The following is a 23,319-nucleotide window of genomic DNA, read 5'->3' on the forward strand; positions in this document are numbered from 1 at the left end:
AAGTCACCTGATTCTTAGGAATTCGCTTTCAACTGCGAGAGGAGATGCGCTCGATCGAATACTTGGATAAGCCTTTCGTCTTTCTTATAAATACTTCGTATTCTAGAAAGCGAAGCTTTCCCTTGCGCAATGCTTTCATCCATTTCATGCTCAAACACGGTTACAATTTCTGTGACCGAATCTACCGCGATACCAATGGACTGTTCCTCATCCCGAACAATGAGAACTCGAGAATAGCGGGATGAGGATTGTGTCGACAATCCCATACTGCTCCGCAGATCATATACCATAAGCAGCTCTTCTCGGATATTCATAATGCCAAGCACGTTCGGCTCTGCCCCAGCAATCTTGGTAATCGATGGCAATGCCAGAATTTCTTGCACATGCTCGAGGTGGAAGCCGTACCACTCTGCATCGAACTGGACAGTGACCAGTTCTCTCTTCGCATTAGACTTGCCTTTGTTCGCTCGATCTTTCATCCCAAATCGTACATGTCCAGAGGATGACTTCTGCATAATCGCATTCACATCAAGAATCAAGGCAACCAACCCGTCGCCAAGAATTGTAGTACCAGCAATATACGGAATGTGTCCGACGATATCGTCTAAGGATTTAATGACGATTTCTTGATTCGCAATTAATTGGTCAACGACAAGACAAACTCGTTTCTCTGCCATGCCAATCATGAGTATCGACTTCTTCACCTTGGTTGTCTCTTCATTCATGCTGTTCCCTGGTGAAAGTAACGAATTCAACCGCAGCAAAGGCAAAATTTCACCTCGTACATGGCAAATCTCTTGACCGTGAAGCATTTGAATTTCCTGTTCGTTATATCGGAAAATTTCAATGATATTCGAAAGTGGAACAGCTATTGTCCGTTGACCTTGACGAACAAGAAGCGAGCGAATGATCGCAAGTGTCAACGGCAACCTCAGGGTAATCGTTGTACCTTTACCAATCGCCGTCTCGATGTCAATGAGCCCATTCAGCTTCTCAATATGCGAGCGAACGATATCCATCCCTACGCCTCTGCCTGACAATTCCGTTACTTGCTCTGCTGTTGACATACCCGAGTGGAAGATAAGGGATATGATTTCCTTCTCCGTCATGTGCTGAGATTCGTCTTCGGTAATAAACCCCTTATCCACTGCTTTCTTGCGGATACGTTCTGGATCAATACCACGGCCATCATCCGTGACGGTTATGACAATGGAGTTCTCTTCATGGGCAGCCTTCATCCCAATATGTCCTTTTCTTGGCTTCCCTGCGGCTTCTCGCTCGTCTGGGGTTTCTAACCCGTGGTCTGCCGCGTTGCGGAGGATATGAATCAGTGGATCGCTGATTTCTTCAATCAATGTACGATCTAGCTCCGTTTCCTTCCCTTCGATCGTCAACGCAATCTCTTTACTGGCTGTTTGAGACAAATCTCGGATTAAACGGGGGAATCGGCTAAAAAGCTGTTCAATGGGAATCATCCGCGTTTTCATCATGCCATCGCGCATGTTGCTCACGATTTTGCCTAAATGGTGGGTAATATCTTCGAGTACAGTAATATCTGCATCTTGTTTATATTTGTCCTGCAAACGTTTCTTAACTTCAACGAGCCGCGTATTATCGATGAGCAGTTCCCCGACTAAGTTAATTAAATGCTCTAATCGCTGAACATCAACACGTACGGTATGTGAGACAGCAGTTGCATCTTTCACGATAGTTGGTGCTGGTTTAGCTGATTTATTGTCAACATTCGAAGTTGTAGCCGATTGTTGTGAAGGACGAGTAGGTTCAATTCCCTGATCCACAGCTTGGCTATTATATGGCCCTACAACCACTTCGGACAATTGTGATATTCGATTCAATTTCACTTGTATCTCGTTACAGTCTCTGCCCGTTGAAATGAGAAAATGGATAGGGGCTTCCAGATCATCATCTTGCGTTGACGAATTAAAGCTCGGCTGCATCGATAACACGTCACCCATTTTTTGAAGCTCACGAAGCACAAGTACCGCTCTCACTGCCTTCATCACAGATACGGGTTCAATTAAGATGCGAATGGAAACTAGATTGGGCTCCACTGTTGATGAGTTAACAACTACCGGCGCTGCAACTGGTGATGTTCGATCCGCTTGCGATAACTGCTCCAGCACAGCAACTAAATGATCCACGGCTTGCTCTTCATAGTTGCCTCTCAAGAAAAGTTCTCTTTGCTGCTTCATATAATCAATGCTTTGGAACAACAGATTCATAAGTTCTGTGGTAACCTGTACCCGATTGTTGCGAAGATGATCAAAAATATTTTCCAGTTTATGCATGATTTCTTTCAACTTCTCAAACCCCATAGCAGCGGCGGAGCCTTTGAGTGTATGCGCAATACGGAAAATCGTTTGAATCGTTTCCGGTGAACTGCCGTTCTCCTCTAGCTCCAATAGACTTTTATCCAGTAGAAGCAGTTGTTCACTTAATTCATCTAGAAACACACCCATGTAGACTTCCATTTGAAAATCACTCATGACCTCTCACCTCCTGGAGAAAAAGCTCTTGAACATCCAATATCCCAACAAAGCTGCCATCAAATTCACCTATGGCTTGTAGAAAAATGCTGCCTTGATGCCCAAATCCCTCCGAAACCGGTTTGACTTCGCTGAACCCGATCACGCGACTGACACAATCAACGACAAAGCCCCGTGTTTTACCAGCCAGATGAACAATCATAATGCGTGTATGCTTCGAATCGACAATAGGTCTTAGTTGCAGCATGGCACGTAAACAATAGATTGGGATGATAATCCCACGTAAATTAATGACACCGCGCAAATTCTTCTTATTTCCGGGAAGAACCGTAATTTCATGCATCTTAATTATTTCTTGGATATATGAGATCGAGAATGCATAATGCTCTTGCCCAATTTGACATTCAACATATAAAGGAGTGACTGTCGTTGTAGTCATGTTCAACCCTACCCTCTACACTTTGAAATTGGAAACGGATTGATTCAAATCATCTGCTAATGCAGCTAACGATTGGGACGAGCTCGCCGTTTCCTCGGCAGCAGCCGCAGACTCTTGGCTCACTGAGGCAATGTTCTGAATAAAGCTAAGTACTTCTTCCGATTGCGCGGATTGCTCCTCACTAGCAGCTGCAATTTCATTAACTTGCTGCGCTGTACTCGCAACCATGCGGACGATATTATCAAACTGAATACCCGTACGCTCCGATAAGTCAGCTGCTTCTGAAACAGCTTTGACACTCAAATCCGTATTCGTTTGCATACCCTTAATAATAATGGCAATTTGTTTCGTCGCTTCACCGCTGCGTTGAGCGCTAATAGATTCGTTTGGTCTGCAATATCATCAATGACCTCAATAATGTGGCCAATCTTTTGTGCGTCTTGCTCAAGCAAAGACATCTGCTTCGTGACATTCCCCATAGATGTGATGGAAGCTTGTACAGCGATCCCGCCTTCTTTAGCGCCATTTCTTGTTTGTTCCGATAGCTCAGCAACCACTTCTGCATTTTTAGCAACGGAGTCAATGGCAAGGGAAAGCTCTTTAAATAAGCTGTTTACCGTTTGTGTTGACTCCGCTTGATGCATGCTTCCTTTGGCGATTTGTTCCGTCGTCGCAGAAATCTCTTCTGCCGCCGCTGCTACATTTTGTGATGAGGATACGGTTTTACTAATGAGGACTCGAAGATTTCCTAACATATCATTAAAGGCCTCGGCTAATGCTCCGAGCTCGTCCTTTGTTTTCGAAGTTGCTTTCTCTCTCAAGTTACCTTCCGATGCTTTCTTGACAACAGATAAAAGGGACTGAACCGTTTTGGAGATGCTGCCTGACAAATATAACGCAACACTTATTCCAATAATGATAGCCAATGCACCGAAAATAAGAATCATGGCCGTTCCAGATTGATTTTTATCCACAGCAGTATCGACCTCAGCCTTGGAACCAACGTCGTTGTAGGCAATCCATTTAGCAAATAATTCTGTCACTTGTGTGCGAGCTGGCCGAACTTGGACGACCAAATCATAAGCTAGCTTATCTTCATTCTTGCTTGCCAGTTGAATAATCGGGTCCGCTTGGTTCAAATAGGTTGTCATTGAGGCTAATAGACTCTCATAAATCGACTTTTCTTCGGGCGAGTTTACAAAATCAGCATAGGCCCTCATTTTTTTTAAAGCATTTTCTTTACTTTTGAGGATGGACGTTTGTGCACTAGCAATTTTATCCGTTTCACTTTCAACAATGATCTGGTGGTACATCACTCTGACTTCACTAAACTCATTCTGAATATGATTAATTTTGAGAATACTAGGAAGCCAATTTCCTTGCACAGTAACAGCTGATTTTTGGATCGAATTCATACTAAGAATAGCCACTAAACCAACTGTGAATGTTAGAGCAAGTACAAGGATAAATCCTGCTAATAATTTCGTTTTAATGGTTGCCTTCATCGGAAAATCCCCCTAATTGTTGGTTACATATCTCTAAATTAAATAGCTGAGAACACAAGATCAATGATTTCCCCACGCGCTTGATTTAAAAATCCTAATGATGTTTGTTGTAAATTTTCAATCGGGACGCAAGAGGTTAAGAGAATCTTATCCGAGAAATCATACATCGAAAGTTCATAGGAAGAGGATACATTCTTAACGACTTCACTTATATTCGTGTTTTTGTATTTCTCAGGAAGTTCGATTGCGTACATGATGTACAATGGTTCACCTTGAATTCGAGTCATCTGAAACATTTCTTTATACATGTTAGTCGTATAAGCATTCCAGCGAAAACCACATTTATAAGATGGATCCTCCTCCCAATTAGGCTCGAATTGTGTTATTAATTCGAGAAATTGCTCGCGATAGTAGTGGATTAGATTCATTCGTGCAGGCCCTCGCAATTCCTTATCAAAGTTGTATCTTTCACATATCCTTATCTTACCGATTAAATGTTGTGAAACTTCTATTTCGGATTTTAGCTAATCATGTTTTTTGCTAATAATTAGCTAATGATTTTGACAAAACCAAGGTAAAAAATCGGAATTAAGACTGGCATTCACCTGGAAGAAAAACGCCAATCCTCTTGCTTGTTAAGCAAAGTGATGAACGTTTTTCTTATGAGTTATATAGCTCTGCGAATAGCATCCAAAACGCGATCGCCTTGAAAAGGCTTTACAATAAAATCTTTGGCCCCAGCCTGAATCGCTTGAACAACCATACCCTGCTGACCCATCGCTGTAACACATAACAATTTTGGCATTCGCATCTTTTTTCTTAATTTCCTTTACGGCTTCCACGCCTTCCATCTCCGGCATCGTAATATCCATCGTCACAATATCCGGTTTCAGCTCTTGGTACTTCTGTATCGCGACCAGTCCATTTTCCGCTTCACCTACAACGTCATGACCGCCTTTTGTCAAAATATCCTTCAGCATCATTCGCATGAAAGCTGCATCATCTACGATTAAAATCTTTGCCATCACATATCGCTCCCTCTTATCAAAGATCTTTCAGTAAGACCACTCGGATATCTCCAACCGTCTCGATCGAAATCGGCAACATCAGCTTGCTTGCCTGTTCATTAAAATTAAAATTATCTTCCAGCAAAGACGGCGTCGTGATATCCAGTGAAACACCTTGCTCACCTAGTATCGTCGTGGTTCCACCCGCAATAATGTTAGCAATTTCACTAACACAGCTATCGAGCATCTCACCTTCCATATACATCCCAAAAATCGCTTCGCTCATTCGGCTAAAAACAACGCGCTGCCCGTCAAGTATCATACTATACTCACTGTTCGTAAAATTAATGGAGACACCAATTTCATCCTTGCTGATCGGATCATTGCTTGTACTTACTTCTGCTTGATCTAACGATTGTGGAATCATGTTGCCGATCGAAACCCTTACACTGTCCAGTAATAAATTTTGCAAGTTTTGTGTCATTCTTGTCTCCCCTATTCAGCCTACTGAACCCGTTTTGACTTCTTATCCATATATTCACTTTAGTCTATAATTGTTAGGTATCTACGTTCCTAAATGTTAAAGATGTATGTGAAATCAGAACGAAAAAAAAGACTGCATTCACCCGAGTAGGAAGAGTGATTGTAGTCTTTTGGTACATGCGCCTAAATCCAATTGTTTAGCGTTTAAAGCCTTGCAGTTGTTGTTCAGCTATTTGCACCAATCTCTTAGTGATCGTACCACCGATTGAACCCGCGTCGCGTGTTAGAAGATTGCCATTGTAACCATTCGGTTGCAGTGCAATTCCTAACTCCTGCGCAACTTCATACTTCAATTGATTTAAAGCGGCCTTAGCTTGTGGAACTAGCAATGTGTTATTGTTAGCCATTCATAAATCACTCCTTCTCGTGGTGTACACATAGGATGTGGAGTGTAAGGAAATCTTATACATTCAAATATTAATTTTCATGTTTGAGTGGAATGACAACCGAGAACGTAACACTATCTTTTTGCGATGTAAAATCAATACTGCCTTTATATTGTTCAATTAACTGTTTGATGATATGAAGCCCTAGGCCTTTATTGTGCTTTCCTGTTTTTGTGGAAAACCCCGATTCAAATATTTGGGTACTAAGCTCAGGTCCAATATTACAAGTATTATATACCTTGATAATGAGTTGATTCACTTGAACTTTCCCAACTACGATCACATTTCTTTCATAAATTGGAAGTTCCATGGTCGCGTCAAAAGCATTATCAATTAAATTACTCAAGATGCGAACTAGATCCGTAGCCTTAATCGTCGTCAGTCGCAAGTTTTCCATATTTTTTAAATCAACCTGCATGTCAATGTTATGCAATTCGGATTGCGCTAGCTTAGCATGAATAATTCCGCTTAATGCTGGAATATTAATTTCAACTGCTTTAATTTTGTTGTCCATCAATTTAGCATCCTGGATTAAGGGATCGATATATTCTTGCAAGCTTTCATATTTCTTCAATTTAATCATCCACGAGATGGTCGTAATATGGTTGATGATATCATGGCGCTGTTCTTTGATAGACTGAACAATGGAATTAATGTTCTCTAAGTAGACATCTTGAACGGTCTTGACAGCTCCTTCATTCTTCTTCCGCGTAATCGAATAAAGGATGATGATAACAACACCAACCAACAATGTGACAATGCTCATGAATATGAACACTTCACGAAACTGCTGTGTTAATGTATTTTCTATTTGGCTATAATCGATTGCAACCATGATCACTTTAGGCAAATCATCCCGTTTGTACTTCAGATTTGAAGTTTCAATAGGTGTAAAACTTTTCAAAATGTTTTTCCCATTTATGTTGACATTGTAAAGAACCGTTTTATTTTTTTCTAACGCTTCCTTAATTTTAACCTCTTCCCCGTTATCTCTATACACATAAGAACCGTTTAAAACGAGCCGCTCCGAATAAAAGTTGCCTCTATCAAAGGGAGTAGGTCCCTTATCGAAGATCTTTTCCGGATTTAAGACCCCAATTTCCATAAAATTTCCTTTGTTATTTGCAAGCAGCTCCTGGATGCTAATATCCACGCCTACTTTTTCTTGATAATGCGCAATACTATTGGTTACATTCAAATAAGGATTAATAATGTAATTGGTTGTTGCATCATAATATTGCCCCCATTTCCGTATGTTCGCGACATCGGTTGAGGCCGTATCAATAGGGCCGCTCCAATAGTGGTCGAGGGTTACACCAGCGCCTACATCGACAGTTTTCAGGTCAGTTAACTGCAATTGGGCTGCATACACAATGCCCCACGTTTTCGAGCTTACATTGATTTCTTTGGGATCCGAGGATCTCACCCCAATAAAGTCATCATCTCGTCTCTCAAATAACGTAATACCATCTAGATTCAGTTGCTTGGCCAATTCGACTAACTGATCGTTTGAAACCTGATGAAAATCAGGACGTAAAGACTTTTCGATAGCAATAGATGCCATCCTTAGCCTATGTGCAAGCATTTCATCATACGTTGCTTCTACTTCACTCAGCTTATTAAGCTCTGTTGTAATCGTAGACGTCACAAGGTCTATTTTCTCTTGTTGGTGATTATTTAAAAGAACCTTCGAATGTTGGAAATAAGTAATATTCATACTTAAAACCGCGATTAGAAAAATCAATATTGTTTTTAACGGGAATTTTTCTAAAGATGCAAACATGCTTACGATCTCCCTCAAAAGGCAATTTATTTCTCTATTATAAGGCTATTTTGTCGAATTTTACATATAAATTTTAATGCATAACATTGAAAAGTACAAAAGACAACAACAAACTGCCTCTTGTTGTTGTCTTTCTACATTGTAATCTGCCTATTTTATCCTAAAAATTCGGGTCTCTCTAATGCGAAATGAAGAGCAATCGTTCTCTTCACATCCTTACTTATCCATTGTGCGAGGCGATAGTTTCCATTGCGATTCGGCATCAATCCAGGAAGAAGCTCGAGTTCTAGCTCATCATTATCACCTTCAGGCTGGATCACATAGCTGGCATTACCATAGGAGACAACAAGCTTATTCCCTTCCATCCGTATATCACTCTCATCTGTTCCATTGGATACGAGAACTGGAACTGTGACACCCATTGCGGATAATGGCATATCTTCTGTCGCTTCCACGGACCATTCGGTGGTGACACCTTCGTAAGCAATCCGATAGGATTCTGTAATACCTGTAACCCCCTCTATACCTGGCCTTGGCAGCATATCAGCTATGCCTCGTTTATAGGCTGGATGAAGATCGTCATCTGGTGTTCGTAAATCCATATCGTTTAAGAGCTGCAGCCCGGTTGAGCTGTAACGCACTTGGAAGGAAAGTGCTTCTCCACCCATAGTCACTTGTTCAAGGTGAGTCTGCCAATGCAGTTTCTCAGGCTTGACGGGTACTCCATCCTCATCCAGCGCCGCAAACGCTTCGTGCTTTCTTCTGCCAAAGCCAGCTAACCTGTGCCAGACACCGCCTCCATCCCTCCAGGACAGTCCGATCGCTGCTGGTGTATGGGGACGTGGAATGATTTGTTTAGCCACAAAATAATTCAAATGAACATTGCCATTCAGCCCTGGAATCCCCATCGAGAGAGCCGTTTCCTCAGGGCAATTCGCTTTATGTAGCCGAACCCAACCGGTTGCATCATGCCCCATTTGCGCAGCCGTATCCATCACGAGATGATAGCCGCCTTGCTGCTGTCCGGTTGTCACATAGATCCGATGAAAGGATTCAATCGGCACCACATACCCGCCTATATCCGAAGGGGTAGCCTTCTCTGGAATACTTTCATTCGCACTTTCAAAGCACGATGCAGCAATTTGAGCCGCATATAAACTGTACGTGGAATAATAGGCGTAAAACTCCCAGCCATTTCGAAGCTCGCTATCGAACCGATTTTTCAATAAACGAAATTCTATGGGGTCTTCGATCCACCGCATAATCGATTGCAGCGCTTTGCGTGCAGCGCGCTTGAAGATGCCTGCCCATGCTAGATCCCCTTCCTTCGCATAGAGCGAGGCTTCACGTTCACACAGATTGGCAAAGGTCAAATCATTCCAAATAATCTGATTACTCCTGCCTCCTGAGCTCGTCCCACCTGTAGTAGATTGCATAAACAGCATCGTTTGGGCACCTTTGCGCAGCTGTGATTCCAGGAATTCCTTCCATTCGCCAGTATATCCAGCATCAATTAATCCACTAAGCTGTTGACGCGCCGCTAAATCATAGGCGGACGGTAAATTGGGATCGCGGTAGAGCCCTTCCCGTGTGAATCGCGTCATTTGCGGTTTCAAATACTTATCAATGAAAGCCAGAGAGTCCGTTAACCCTTCGCTATGTCTCATCATTTCACCATGCATGGCATAGGTAGCCCAGTTACGAATGGTACGAATATCTGGGAAATTCCGAACCGTTTGACAATAGAAGGACTCTGGCTCAACGCCCGACAAATTCATTCTCCAGGCATCGCTTCTCTTCGACTCAGCCATCGGCGTCAGCAGTTGAAAGGCCCGAACCAACATGTGGGTTGTGAAATCAGCGTGGTCATCCGGAACTCTATTCTCACCTAAACAGGTACAAGCCCAATCCATCGCAAGCAAAATCAGTTCTTGTAAATCCTTACAGCGTCCATTCGCGAGCAGAACCGCCCCAGCTTTGGCAAACGAAGCGGTCGTAAACTCATGCTCTTTCCCATCACTTGGATCCAAGATCCCGCCAGTTTCACTTTGAAAAGGAAAAAACTGACGAACTCGCGCTTCGGCAAAATCCAGATATTTGTCACGAGTTAACCCGGTTACTTCCAAATTATCGTGCTTACTTTCTTGTTGAAACCTATCAATGTGGGGTTGAATAGGGTTGGGTCCTTTTAAACTTTCTAAATAAGTCATCTCATCTGCGGTAAACATGCTGCACCTCCAAGTATAATTAACCTTCTCTGATTTCAAACCGAAACTGGGCCGTCATTTCCTGTTCCACTTGCGTGTGATCCAGAACAATCCGGTAAAATGGCATGCCCGATTTATAGTGTGAGTCTACCAATAGGTGCTCAATTTCAAGATTCCACTGCACTGGATCATAGAATAGTGTCACTGAATTCATTTGTAACCGACCGATACCTGTCTCTTTGGGCTCTATAGAACTTATAAATATCTCTTGAAACGTAGCTGACGCTTTATTCAATACGACACGATCCGTTATAACCAATTGGGGGCTCTCATCTAATGGACGCTCCCAAACAAATTCACGTGTGAGGCGATCCAATGCACCGCATTCATAAGCTTTGGTCAAATCAAGGGTTACTTGCAGGCTATCTTCTGAGACTTGTTGGTGTAGGATTTCGGACCTGTAGGATTTCCCAAATCCTTGTCTGCAGCCATCTATAATCGGAACGGAATGCCCGTGAGAACCTGCGTTTATCATCTCGTACCTAATTTTAGGTTGAAAATATTGTCTGGTATAGCGCCCTAACCCTAAATCTGCCAACACATTCTGACCATTGACATGTAAAATAAAGTGCCCGAGATCGTTATGATTGTGCGGCTCTTCATTATGCCCACCTTTAGCAGCAAATGCAGTAATACCACCATGTGAATCCCTTACTTTCGAAATAACCCATTGATTTCCCGTAAAAATCTGTTCTTGAAGCCGCTCGCTATCTTCCGCTGAAACCGCGATTTCTGAATCCAGTGACCACAGCATCAATCTGGTTACATCTAGCCAATTGCCTGGAACGGGTTTCATTCGGTATGCGTCCGTGGGAAGTTGCAGCATTGGTACATAGTGCTGTAACCGCTGGATAAGCCCAAGATTCAAGGTGACTTCGTCGGCAGAATCGGAGAAATTGACAACCTTCCCTCCAGATAGCATACAAAATTGCGGGAACTGCGAGATCGCTGCGACCTTCTCATCGCTGAGAAGTGAAATACGTCCATGCGTGCGTTCTTTTAACAATTCTGCAAAATAAACAAAGTGTGAAAACCCATACTGCCAATATGCTGGCCCTTCTGGTGTCGCACCTTGCCGATCAAATCCGGAGAAGTAATTCCGCAGCACCCCAATCACACGCCACAGCATGCCAGCCAGCTTCTCACTATCCTCGATCATATAAATAGCTGTCGCCCCAATACTAGAGGAGCAAACTGCTGGCCAATTGTTTGTTTTCAATTCCCAGTTTTGAGGTGTAGGGTCCTGAAAATACACTTGGAAGATACGCCTTTCAATCTCCTCTTTCACACGATGAACCACCCATGGATGCAAGCGAGCTTGAAGCAAATGAACCGTTTCCGCCAATGTGAAGGCGTTCATCGCTGACAGAAGATCAACCGTTTCACGAGGCGGTACAGGTTGATCCCAAATGCCATTTGGATATTCATTCACGTATAGTCCAACATGTGCTGGTAACACCCAAGTATAATCGTTACATATGTTCCAGATGGCATTCTCGAGACCTGACTTCCATTCTGGTTTATCCTCTGTCATCGCAAGCATGCTGAAGGTATGTATGCCTGCATATAGTTGATCACGAATAGTTTGAAATGTCTCTCTATCTCCTGTTTCACCAAATAAAGTGAACTCCGTAAAAAGTGGTGCTCGAACAGGATTTTCAATTAATTGCGCGGCTTTCTTCTCTAAGGAATGCCAGAATTCAGCGTAGTTCACATCTTCCCGGATGCGTCTCCAATTCTCAGCATCGGTTGCTTCTGCATAAAGGGTACGCGGTAACTGTTGCGTTTCTTCCAAAGCATTTTTAAGTTGACGAAAAGTTAATTTCTGTAGCATCTTTATGATCCACTCCTTCATATTAAAATAGAGCCATTGCTATGTGTTGCAATGACTCCTTTCGATGTTTGTTCTATACTTTTATTTTACGAAACAGGGATACGTATGCATAGGGAGCCAATTTAAAGATAAAGCTATTATATTGATTTTTCGATAAAAATTAGATACGAAAAACAATTAAAGTTACTTTTTTATAACCTTCAAGTTACGTTCAAATCATCTAAATATACGGGGGCCTGTCATTAAGCTTGATACCCATATATTACTTTAATTTGCCCATTTAAAGTTTAGCTTAATTAAACTAAAATGTTGTTTTCTTGCACAAATAGGTCTATCCCAATATGGAATAGACCTATTCATCACGTAAGAAAAAACCGTCCTCAGAAAAATGAGGACGGTTCTTCGTTCGGAATATCTCTTACAGCGCCTTTGTAGCTAGTAATAAGTTGTACAGCACTTGAGCTGCTTCGGCACGAGTCGTAATGCCTTGCGGATCGAATTTGTTGTCTGCGCGACCTTGAATCAAGTTAAGTGCAGCCGCGGTTTTCACAAATTCAGTTGCCCATGATGATACTTGAACTTCATCTGCAAAGGAGTGAGAGGCATTGCTAACTGCTTTACCGTTCTTAAACTCGTATGCTCTGAGAAGTAAAGTAACCATTTCTTCACGAGTAATTTGTGCGTTTGCATCAAACAATGTCTCGCTCTTACCTTGTACAATTCCTGCTTTCACTGCGATGGATACCGCGTCGGCATACCAATCGCTAGATGTTACATCGGCAAAAGTTGTTTGACCTTTTTCCGTAAGTTTCAAAGCTCTGACCAGAAGCACTGTGAATTCAGCACGAGTTACACTACGTCCAGGTTCAAATGTAGTAGCGCTCGTACCATTCAAGATTTGCTTCGCTGCAAGCTCTTTGATTACGTTGGAAGCCCAATGTTCAGATGGCACATCTGTGAATGTCTTCGTAACTTCGAGAACTGCATATTTACTAAAGTGTTTAATCTCGGCAGTGATAACACCATTGTCTACTTTGCCGCCGACATACTCAAGTTTACCGTCATTCGCAATATAATAGATTCCTGCAAATTTCGGATTCATCGAAGGATTAACCTTTAGCTCAATCGTAATCGGCTTATCAAACTTCGAGAGATTGATCGTTTTGCCGTCAGATGTTTGGAAGGATAAATTGAATTCATAAACATCGCCGACTAGTTTATTTTCTGAATTTGAAAATTGGCTACTTTTATTGATAAGTTCTTTCGCATCAGCATTGGATAGCGGATCCATCTTCAGTGAGATCGTTCCACCCTTTAATTCATCCGCAGAAAGCGTTCCTGTTAGTTGCTTAAGCACCTCGGATGGGATAGAAAGGGTCAATACATCTGATTTGATATCCAATTTGTTTTGCTGAATCAGCTCGGCTGCATTCCCTGGAAGTTTGATTTCCGTAGCGTTTGCTGGAATCTCGACAGTCGTGCTTCCGTTTTCGCTGTTCGTTAGTTGGTTCTCTTTAATAATGAAGGTGTCCGTTGGTGTTGGTACTGGTACTACTGGTATCACTGGCACCTCTGGTACTACTGTTGTTTGCTTGAACGTAACATTGATCGTATGATTGCTCGTTACGTTTGTGAACGTGTACGTATTGTTTGTTACCGTTGTATTTGTACCGTCTACGAGCAATGTATCAACCATATAACCGCTGTTCGGAGTGAAGGTAAACGATTGATTTGCTCCATCATTCACAATAGCGCTGCCGCTCGGGCTAATAATACCGTTGCTTCCAGCTGATGCTGTGATCGTATGAGCCGTCGGTGGTACTGGCTTAAACGTAACCTGGATCGTATGATTGCTCCTTACATTGGTAAACCTGTAGGTATTGCTTGTTATCGTTGCATCCGTTCCGTCTACCGTAAGCTTGTCTATCATATAACCGATGTCTGGTGTGATCGTAAACGTTTGATCTGCTCCATGATTCACAATAGCGCTGCCGCTCGGGCTAATCGAACCATTGCTGCCTGCACTAGCAGTAATCATATGAGGTGAAGACGCTGATATCGTAGCGGAAACTATTGCATTGGAAGTTTGTAGCTTCGATTCTAACTTCGAATCTACAAGCGTCACACTATTAAGGGATACGGCAGTGATACCGTTGCCTTTCGTCTTAAAGGTTATCGTACCTAAATCCAGATTCCCGTTATCTCCAATAATGTTTCCTATTTTCGTATGCGCAAAAATAAGTTGGTTACCCGATACGTGCGGATCTACCGAATAACCTGATGCCGGAGCTGTCCAGCTCTCGTAATTCAAATGATCGGAGTCAAACTCCAAAGTGACTTCATAAGCATATAAATCTGTTAATCCTTGTCCCGATACCGTAACCTGAATTGTATCCCCAGATGTCGGATGATCGTTATTAAGCGTTAGTGTGAAGTCAGGACTGTTAGCAGCCGACGCACCCTGTGGCATTATCCAAACCAAGCATAATATTAGGATCAAGTTCAGCATTTTGTACTTCAAAAAAATCATTCCTTTCAATAATAATTTGAGGGAGGTATCGCTACCCCCCTCAAATCTTAACATTTTACTAGATCACTGTCCAAGAATCTTTCTAGCCATGGCAGCAAGGTCGATGATATCTAACTTGTTGTCATGATTAAGGTCATACATTTGAAGCGAAGTCCAATCGGAACGGTTGGAGGTTGCCCCATAATTTCTTGATAATAGAGCCAAATCACCTATGCTTGCTCTCGTATTCACCGCTCCCGCAAATGTTGCCAATGCTGCGTCTAAGTTGATGACAGCCTGGTTTACTTGAGACTGGGTTGCGTTGACACTGTTGGTAATTGTACGTGCATTGCTAATCACTGCTTTTAACGCATCGACTGCACTTTGCGAATAATGTCCCCATCTTGTTGAGCTAATCAATGCTGTATCGACTTTCGCCTGGGCCGTTGCGATCTTCGCGTTTAGCTCCGTTCTATCCACAACCGGAAAGGTAAGCTGAACGTTGAAGGCAGAATCGCTATTTAATGGTGTTTCAACACCATATACATCAGCAACGACAACATTATTTAAGTAAATCGAGCTGATTACCGTTTGGTCAATCAGTTTGGTCTGGAAGTTTAGCTTCAGAACATCCATCGTTCCTGCAACCGCAATACTCGATCCTGTAGCTGCTGTAAGAATTCTTACGGATCCAGCGGCGTCGGATTCTCCAACAACTGAAACTCCTGGAATAAGCGACTCTACAGACACAAATTGCAGTTGTCCCGGATTGAAGTTGACTGTAAGATCTTGGGCGTAAACATTTTCGGTTACATTCACCAAGCTATATGTCAAGCTTAGAGACTCACCGGTTATAACGGAAGCTGGACCCGTCAATTGAGCTCCTTGATAAACCTTGAACGTAACATGAATTGAATGATTGCTGGTCACATTGGTAAACATGTAAGTATTACCTGTTACTGTTGCATTGACACCGTCAACTGTCAACGTATCGATCATATAACCACTGTTCGGTGTGATTATGAAGGCTTGGTCTGCTCCTACGGCTACAGTTACTTCGCCACTCGGGCTAATCGTACCGTTGCTTCCAGCACTTGCCGTGATCGTATGGCCAGGAACAGGGATTGTTATTACGTTGACTTGAATTGCTGCACCTGATGTCGCAAAGCGGTTTCCATCGAAACCATTCCATGTAAATACATCTGCTCCTACATAATCAGTAGTTGGCGTATAGGTCAAGTTGGCAAGCTCACTTGCTAGAACCACTTGATCTGCCACTACAGTTGTTCCATTTAACTTCAATGTTCCATGTGTTGGTAGTGTAAGAATCTTGACACTGGCCAAGGCATCACCATCGAGATCACTGAAACCAAAGCTTGTAGCCGCAAGATAAACTGCTGTGTTTACAGTAGCTGTAAGTGTTGTGTTAGAAACTACTGGTAGTTTATTTAATGAAATTGCAACCGTTTTGTTAACCGAATTTCCTAGATTGATACCATCATAGCCTACAAAACTCACGCTACGAGGTGCCATCGTTGGAGTTGCTAAGTTGTTTTTGTACTGCACAGCTTGCAATGCGGCCTGCCATTGAGCAGCCGTTGCACCACTTGCAGAAGAAAGCGTAAGAATACCTGTGTTTGCATCATAGCTGCCTACGATATCCCCCATTGTGGCAGGAGCATTAGTAAGCTGCAATGCGTCTTCAGCACTCTTAAAGCCATCCACGATACTTACCATTACTTTTGCAGTATTAGGAATATCGGCGGTATCCAGATCTTTAAATGAGATAGCACTATCAACAGCTACACCAGTTGTATCCGCAAAGTATGTGGTCGCATTAGCTGATGGTGTGATCGTAGGCCCCATGGTGTCTAATGAGGTGGTTACCGCTACGTTGTCCCAGTAAGTAGTTACAGCTTTTGAAATTGCATTCTCCCACAAGTCACCTAAGGCAATGTAATTAGGAACTTCTGTTGTCCTTGGTTCTTGACGTACCCGCGTACCATCAATATACATATCGGTAGTAGTAGCTGGGGTAAAGTCAATCTTTAATTGATGCCACCCTGCTGTTCTTGAAGTACCGGACGGAATAAACTGGTTAGCCGTAGCACCAATCTTCGTAGTCACTGTACGCATACTATATATTGATGATGAACCTTGTGATCCATTAGAATACTGTCCTAGGAACCAAGAGTTCGCAGGAGCAGTACTACTTTTCACTTGTAAAACCTGATTAACAATAGCAGCGGTAGGATCAGCGTCGTAATACCAAGCAGTAACGACCTTGTTACGGAAATCCCATCCGGCTTGAGTCTGGTTAATCGCATTTAAGTTTCTGCCATCATTACTTGTGGCAACAGCAGCAGAGCCAAAACTACTATAGCCATCAAAATTAAATTGATTAGTCGTAGCAGGTGTTGCTGCTACAATTCCAGCAGTTCCGGAAGTATTCGCCTTCCAAGGTCCCATCAAAGTAGGATTTGCACTGTTAGTTGTGTTAGCCTTTCCGCCAGAGATGTCTACTGGATCATTCTCGAAGTTGTCAAAGTAGTATGTCTTGATGACATTCACAAAAAAAGTCTTTGTGATGACTGTAGCACCATCCGTTACCGTAACGGTCATCGTGGACAAACCAACAGGAAGTGATCCACCAGATGTAAATGGCTGATTTGTACCAAGAGCATTTGTCACAGTCATGGAAACTTGCGGATTATTTCCACCTTTGACTTTAGGAGCAAAGTTCACTACAGCACTGGTGTCTGTCGTTAGTGCCGTTCCCACTGTCAAGTTGTTTGGTACAGTGACGTCCAACGGTCCTTTGAGAGCGGTTGTATCCATAACATTCACATTATCAAAGTTACCTGTGCTGTTTTCCCCTGTGAAAAAGTCTCCCAACGCAATCGTGTTAAAAGATAAAGATTTGTTGGAATACCCTACCCAAACTTGATCAATAAAAATTTCCACACCAATACCAGATGAATAATCAAATGTCAGTGTATGCCAACCTGGCGTACGAGGAACGGTTGACGTTTGCCACACACCTGTGCCAAGTGTCATCGAGTAATTCGTTGCAGAATTTGCAGTGTGGATACCTGCGCCATGCATAGAAGCAATCTTATCAAAGTTTGTTGCGCCACTGCTGTCAACATGTGCAATAAGGCTCTTATTCCCTGCCGCCATGTCGTCATAGAAATCTACTGTTGCAACCTTTGCATAAGATGAGCTTAATACTCTATAAACTGCATTTTTGTCTACAGAGCCATCTAGTTTATAGCTATAGTTACCCTCTGACTTCATCGTTGAATCGAGAAGAGGCGTACCCGAGCCCCAAGTCCAGTTAGCAGGATGCCATGAATCTTCAAAGCCATTAAAGTATGTGCTTCCCGCTGGATAGACAGGGCTGTAAGCTGCATCCTCTGATAATCCCAACTCGTCAATGTAGCCTCTTAACGTGTTGGTACCACCTTTTTTCACATAGTAAGTCAAACTGGTATCATTCGGTCCAGTTGTAAAACTAATACTATGTGTAGGGCGGGCTGACGCACCAGCGACACCAAAGGTGGAAGCCGTTGCTTGCTTGACAAGAGGATTCGTTGCAAGCCCAGTAATGCCCAATTCAAGATAGTCTGAGGCTGCTACTGGCGTTTGTTTAAATACGACGAAGTCCATAAACATACAAATACGTGCCAAAGACGCTGTGTTTGTGTTTGTAAACCTCAAGTAAATATCCGCTGATGCACCGTCTGCAGGTACGTTTGCCAGATTATTTAAGACCCTATAACCCCAACCCACATTACTACCCAGTACCTGCGTAGCCATCAACAGGCCGCCTGCCGCTGGGTCACCGTTAAACATCTCTATCTTACCAGCAGAGTTTTCAGAAGCAGTACCAAAATATACTTTGTCTACACCTGTTGCGAACTCAACACCTGGAAATTTGAGTGTAACAGATGAACCTGAAATAAAGGCGCCTTCTGAATTACGGAAAGAAAAAGAATCAGGAGCGGTTGCTGGTGTGACTGGAATTGCATCTGTATAGTATCTACGTTCACCCATTACCTTACCCCAAAGCGAGGCCGTGTACTTGGTGTTTGGCTTTACAGTAACTGTTTGGGAAATCTGTTCGTCATTTTTTAGGACTGCACCTGTGTAGCCATCTTTTATTAGCATACCTTTTGCTGTTTGTCCACCGTTTCTAAAATCCCATGCGTTATGTGTAATGATTGATGGAGAACCTACGGTAGTCCAATTAGCCAATCCTTCCACAAAACCGCCGTTCTTTAGCAACTGTTGATAAGGTAAATTCTTCAACTGGAACGTTGGGTTAATGTTTGAAGCATTCGCCATATCATAGCCAGCAGTCCAAACTACTCCCGGCTGAACTGCGCCTTGTACAGCAAAACCAGTCGTGTGTCCATCTGTCACACCTGGAATTTCTATGCTTCGATACTGTTCTGGTGTTTTCAGTCTGAAATCGCCATTGGCTGGGTCTACAAAAATGGCGCCAATAACAGCATTCGCACCCGTAGTATTAAATTGCTCAACTGCTCCACCTGCCGTTTGGGTGGCAAATCCGCCACCCAAGATGTTGCCCATGAGTACCGTTCCAAAAGATTCAAGTTGGTCTGCAGTGTCGCCCCAATTGCCAAAACTATTGTCTTTTGAGTTGTGAATTGTATTGTTTACAATAGTCATACGCTCGTTAGGCAAATTAATAAGCATAGCAACTTTCGTGTTGTAGACAATGTTGTTATAGACTTTTAAGTTTCCAGACACGTTATCAGGATAGATCCCCTCTACGTTTGCCGAGTTAGGCACATCATAAAGAATATTGTGGTGAATTTCTGAACGGTCAAAGTCATGGTTTACAAGGTAAATGATACCGCCATCGTAGGAAATCTTCATCGTATCATGCATTTTGTTGTACTGAATGACGGAGCTTTGGAACTTACCGCCAATGGCTGCACGACCCACGTTATAGATTTCGTTGTGGCTAACCAGCTGATTGTAGCCAAAGATACCTACACCATCTTGATAATAACCAAAAAGGTCTACATCGTGAATGTTGTTGTTGATTACCTTATTGTCATGCCCCAACATTTTGATGCCATAACCATACATGTCTTTGATTTCACAATCACGTACCGTGTTGTTATAGCCATCTAACTCAAACGATTTTGTAAGGCCATCAGTAAGAACACTCATTGTAAAAAGTTTGTTATAGGAATCTACTTTTTCGATAACAGCACCTTTGAATGTGTTGTCATGAGAGTTTTTAAAGTTCACTCCCGCAGAACGAATGTTAATACCTTGAATGGTAATATGTGAACGCCCTTCTAAGTTAAAAACATTCTCTCTGTTTTTGAACTCCACTTGACCGCTGCTTGGGTTAATAGCCGTAGCAGAAGCATCTGTTAAGTACACATACAACTTACCTTCAGCAACATTTTTATACCACACTGCTGCGTTCGATGGTTTTGTAGTTGCGCCAGCAATAAGCTTAAGCGCTTGATAGCTGTTAGAAAGATACATCCCACTTCCTGGATTAAAAGATTTTGGTGTGTATCCAGATAGCGGCCACTTAAAAGTGATTTGATTGGCCGTATTGCTAATAACTTCACCAGTCTGTGCAGAGAATCCATTGTTTGACGATGCATAAACGAGTGCACCTGTCCAAGCATTCGCTGTCATGCCAGTCAATCCACGTATATACTCGTTGTCATATGTGAGAAATTGTCCATCTGCATTCACAGTACCCGATGGGTCAACATCTGCATTTGCAGCAGTTACAAATTTTCCATACTTTGACTTGACTAGGAGTTCACTGTCTTTAATATATGGAAATCTTGCTGGACTCATGGATACAGGGTTACCACTCGAATCCGTGAAAAATGCAATGTTGCCGTTACCGCTATCATAATTCCAAGACACATTAGCCTCAAAAATACCAGCATCTGCGGTTTCTGTCCATCCTGTCACCAAGTCGCCGCCGGACATGATAACTTTGTCACTGCCGAAGTTCTTAAATGTTACATTGTTACTTGATGGGGTAACCGTCTCACGGTAAACCCCAGCCTTAATCTCGACAGTGTCACCGCTAGTTGCCACAATTGCGGCTTTTTGGATGGTCTTAAATGGTGCTGCTAAAGAACCAACATTAGAGTCACTTCCATTTGTACCATCAACATAATAGCTTGTTCCACCTGCCGCTAATGTTATATCCGGCATGGATAAAATGGGCGCGCAAATCATTAGAACCGCTAACAACAGGGCAATCATTTTATTCGATTTTTTTACTAGTCCCTTATGCATTAACTTACCTCCATTTTTATTAAAGTCAGGCTTCATCAAGTTTTAGAGGATATAAATGAATATACTAAGCTGACATTTCTCTCAACTTTTGGAAACGCTCTCAATATGGTTTGAAATATGATTCCAGTAATCTAAATTACTGGAAGTGAAAGCGAGTCATTGCTTCTTAATAAGCAATGACTCCTTTCATTCCATCCAATTACTTCAAATTATTTCTTAGTTTTAAAAAACTCGTCTACTTGTTTTTGTAATTCAGCTACTACTTTGTCTGAACCTGCTTTTTTCATTTTTTCAATGAATTCTGCATATTTTTTGTCAGAGTCAGCAAGTGCTCCTGATTCTAGAACTAGCGCGGAACCTGTACCTGCATATTCTTTAACAACTGCTGCGATTTGTGCAAGTTCTGTTTTGATTGAATCCAGATTAGGTTTATAACCAAGTAATGGTGAAACGGTTGCTCCGGCATTCGTATCTTGCCAAGTTTTCGTAAAATTAGGTGCTTGAGCTTGTGTTTCGAAGCTATTAGCTGTATTTCCCATTGCATAGGCAAATGTGCCATATTTAGCATCTGCTGTACCTTGCCCCGTGTAACCAATGGTTTCAATTTTATTGTCCCCAGTTTTCTTGTAATGCTTGCCTTCAATCCCCCATACGAGAAGGTTATAAAGATCTTTCCCCTTAGCTGTATCTAACAAATTAATAAGCTGCATTGCGCGGTCAGGGTTTTTCGATGTTCTTGTAATCGCTAAGTTCGTGGAATCGGACAAGTTGGAGATGACATACTTCTCTTCCATTGGAATTAGCTGAATTGGGAAACCATATCTTGTAGAATCCGTCTTCGATGCATCTTCAACACTGCCAACGATCGTATGGAACCAAGCAACGTTTCCGTCTGGCTTACCTTCATCTTGACGTTGATTTTGCAAGCTCAACATATCTTTACGAATGTAACCTTTCGCATACCAATCCGTCATCGTTTTGATAAAGTTCTGCTCTTGCGGCGTGTCATACCAGTTCACAACTTTTAGGCTTTTCGGGTCTTTCAAATCACCTACTAATTTGAACGTTGGTGTTAAGATGTTGTGATGCTGCATACTTGTAAGAACATTCGGGCTAAACCCTTTGCGCAATTGATTGTTTTGCTTCAATTTCTCTAGATAGTCTCCGATTACTGCTAAAGATTCTTTTGATGCAGGACCCGTTTTATAGAATGTTTCTTGTGCTGCTTTCGGATCGATATATCCTTTATCAATAAATTCTTTCGGTACACGCAGTGTTGGACGGTTATCTACGGCTTGTTGATAGTTTGGAATCGCATACAATTTACCATTTACACGAGCACGGTCCAATACCCAAGCAGGAATCTCTTTCTTAATTTCCGGTGCATACTTATCAACCAAAGCATCCAATTCGATATAAGAACCTTTGCCCACTTCACCTGGATAATCCAATACAAATCCAGTCCATGCAATGTCAATCTCTTCAGATGATGCAGCCATTAGCTTCCATTTCTCAGCATATTCCGCTTGAGTCATTGGCACGAATTCTACCTTCGTATTTGGCAATAATGTTGCCAATTTCTTGTTAAACTCATCATAAACCTCTTGCGAATCGGCTTGTTTACCAGGACCCATCGTAACAAACTTCAATGTAACAGGCTTTGCCGCTGCTGCTGTTGCTGCAGGTGTTGTATTCGAAGAAGCCGATGGCGTGCTTGTACTTGTTTTGCCACACCCCGTAATTATTAAAGCAGTTGTCATACTTAGAAGAATCGTTTTGGTAAATATAGTATTAAGCGTTTTCATCTATGTTGTTCCCCTTTCAATCTATTTCTTACTTAAATTTTACGAAAATAATTATTAGCTGAATAGGGAGTCAAATTAAAGATAAGACTACTAAATTGATTTGTTCGAAAAAAAAGTACACTAAAATCAACTAAGGTAATGTTTTTAAACTTCCATTGCTATATACCTAAGAAATTGACCAAATTCGTGCTTTAAAGTCATAGGATGGCTTTACGAACGAGCTAATTCGACAATTAGCGTTTAAAAATAAACGGAGGACACTCTATAATGAGTGCCCTCCGTTTTACAGCATATCGTGTACACTACATGCTAGATTAGTTTCGATTTCTGCAATAGTCGCTGAATAATGGCTGCCACTTCAGAAGTCGCACCGCTTTCTAGCTTAAGTCCCAAGCCGCGAACAACAAATGAACGGAGTCAAA

Annotated in this window: 13 protein-coding genes and 1 pseudogene; all 14 read right to left on the bottom strand. The window is 42.3% G+C overall.

The features are described from left to right. Positions 1-14 precede the first annotated feature (14 nt). The 14 genes and pseudogenes from AC58PQ_RS02995 to AC58PQ_RS03060 all read right to left on the bottom strand — a co-directional run bounded on the left by AC58PQ_RS02995 (position 15) and on the right by AC58PQ_RS03060 (position 22,897). The gene (locus AC58PQ_RS02995; RefSeq protein ID WP_497240471.1) at positions 15-2,507 is read right to left on the bottom strand and encodes a chemotaxis protein CheW; all 2,493 of its coding nucleotides are present in this window, start codon (positions 2,505-2,507) and stop codon (positions 15-17) included. Continuing rightward, on the bottom strand, positions 2,500-2,946 hold the full coding sequence (locus tag AC58PQ_RS03000) for a chemotaxis protein CheW (protein WP_497240472.1): 447 nt from the start codon (positions 2,944-2,946) through the stop codon (positions 2,500-2,502). The genes AC58PQ_RS02995 and AC58PQ_RS03000 overlap by 8 nt, the downstream gene beginning before the upstream one ends. A gap of 15 nt (positions 2,947-2,961) precedes the next feature. Beyond that, positions 2,962-3,267 carry a methyl-accepting chemotaxis protein gene (locus AC58PQ_RS03005; RefSeq protein WP_497240473.1) on the bottom strand — a complete coding sequence of 102 codons (306 nt, stop codon included), beginning with the start codon at positions 3,265-3,267 and terminating at the stop codon, positions 2,962-2,964. Then, positions 3,246-4,451, bottom strand: a complete 1,206-nt coding sequence (locus AC58PQ_RS03010) for a methyl-accepting chemotaxis protein (RefSeq protein WP_497240474.1) — start codon at positions 4,449-4,451, stop codon at positions 3,246-3,248. The genes AC58PQ_RS03005 and AC58PQ_RS03010 overlap by 22 nt, the downstream gene beginning before the upstream one ends. Before the next feature lie 38 nt (positions 4,452-4,489). Then, on the bottom strand, positions 4,490-4,879 hold the full coding sequence (locus tag AC58PQ_RS03015; protein ID WP_497240475.1) for a hypothetical protein: 390 nt from the start codon (positions 4,877-4,879) through the stop codon (positions 4,490-4,492). 239 nt (positions 4,880-5,118) lie between these two features. Next, positions 5,119-5,476 (bottom strand): annotated as a pseudogene (locus tag AC58PQ_RS03020) (response regulator). A 19-nt stretch (positions 5,477-5,495) separates the two neighbouring features. After that, positions 5,496-5,942 (bottom strand): chemotaxis protein CheX, encoded by a 447-nt coding sequence (locus AC58PQ_RS03025; protein WP_497240476.1) that lies wholly within the window; start codon positions 5,940-5,942, stop codon positions 5,496-5,498. A gap of 196 nt (positions 5,943-6,138) precedes the next feature. Then, a complete protein-coding gene (locus tag AC58PQ_RS03030) occupies positions 6,139-6,348 on the bottom strand; it encodes an alpha/beta-type small acid-soluble spore protein (protein ID WP_056615159.1) in 210 nt (69 codons plus the stop codon). Positions 6,349-6,418: 70 nt separating this feature from the next. Further along, a complete protein-coding gene (locus tag AC58PQ_RS03035) occupies positions 6,419-8,170 on the bottom strand; it encodes a sensor histidine kinase (RefSeq protein WP_497240477.1) in 1,752 nt (583 codons plus the stop codon). A gap of 155 nt (positions 8,171-8,325) precedes the next feature. After that, entirely contained in the window at positions 8,326-10,398 is a 2,073-nt protein-coding gene (locus tag AC58PQ_RS03040; RefSeq protein WP_497240478.1) for a hypothetical protein, read from the bottom strand. A gap of 19 nt (positions 10,399-10,417) precedes the next feature. Beyond that, positions 10,418-12,271, bottom strand: coding sequence for a heparinase II/III family protein (locus tag AC58PQ_RS03045; RefSeq protein ID WP_497240479.1), 1,854 nt, complete (start codon positions 12,269-12,271; stop codon positions 10,418-10,420). A gap of 418 nt (positions 12,272-12,689) precedes the next feature. Then, positions 12,690-14,792: an S-layer homology domain-containing protein gene (locus AC58PQ_RS03050; protein ID WP_497240480.1), complete on the bottom strand. Its 2,103-nt coding sequence runs from the start codon at positions 14,790-14,792 to the stop codon at positions 12,690-12,692. Positions 14,793-14,864: 72 nt separating this feature from the next. Next, positions 14,865-21,092 carry a right-handed parallel beta-helix repeat-containing protein gene (locus AC58PQ_RS03055; protein ID WP_497240481.1) on the bottom strand — a complete coding sequence of 2,076 codons (6,228 nt, stop codon included), beginning with the start codon at positions 21,090-21,092 and terminating at the stop codon, positions 14,865-14,867. A gap of 209 nt (positions 21,093-21,301) precedes the next feature. Next, positions 21,302-22,897, bottom strand: coding sequence for an ABC transporter substrate-binding protein (locus AC58PQ_RS03060; protein WP_497240482.1), 1,596 nt, complete (start codon positions 22,895-22,897; stop codon positions 21,302-21,304). Positions 22,898-23,319: the final 422 nt, after the last annotated feature.

This window comes from Paenibacillus sp. J22P143 (genome assembly GCF_059692035.1).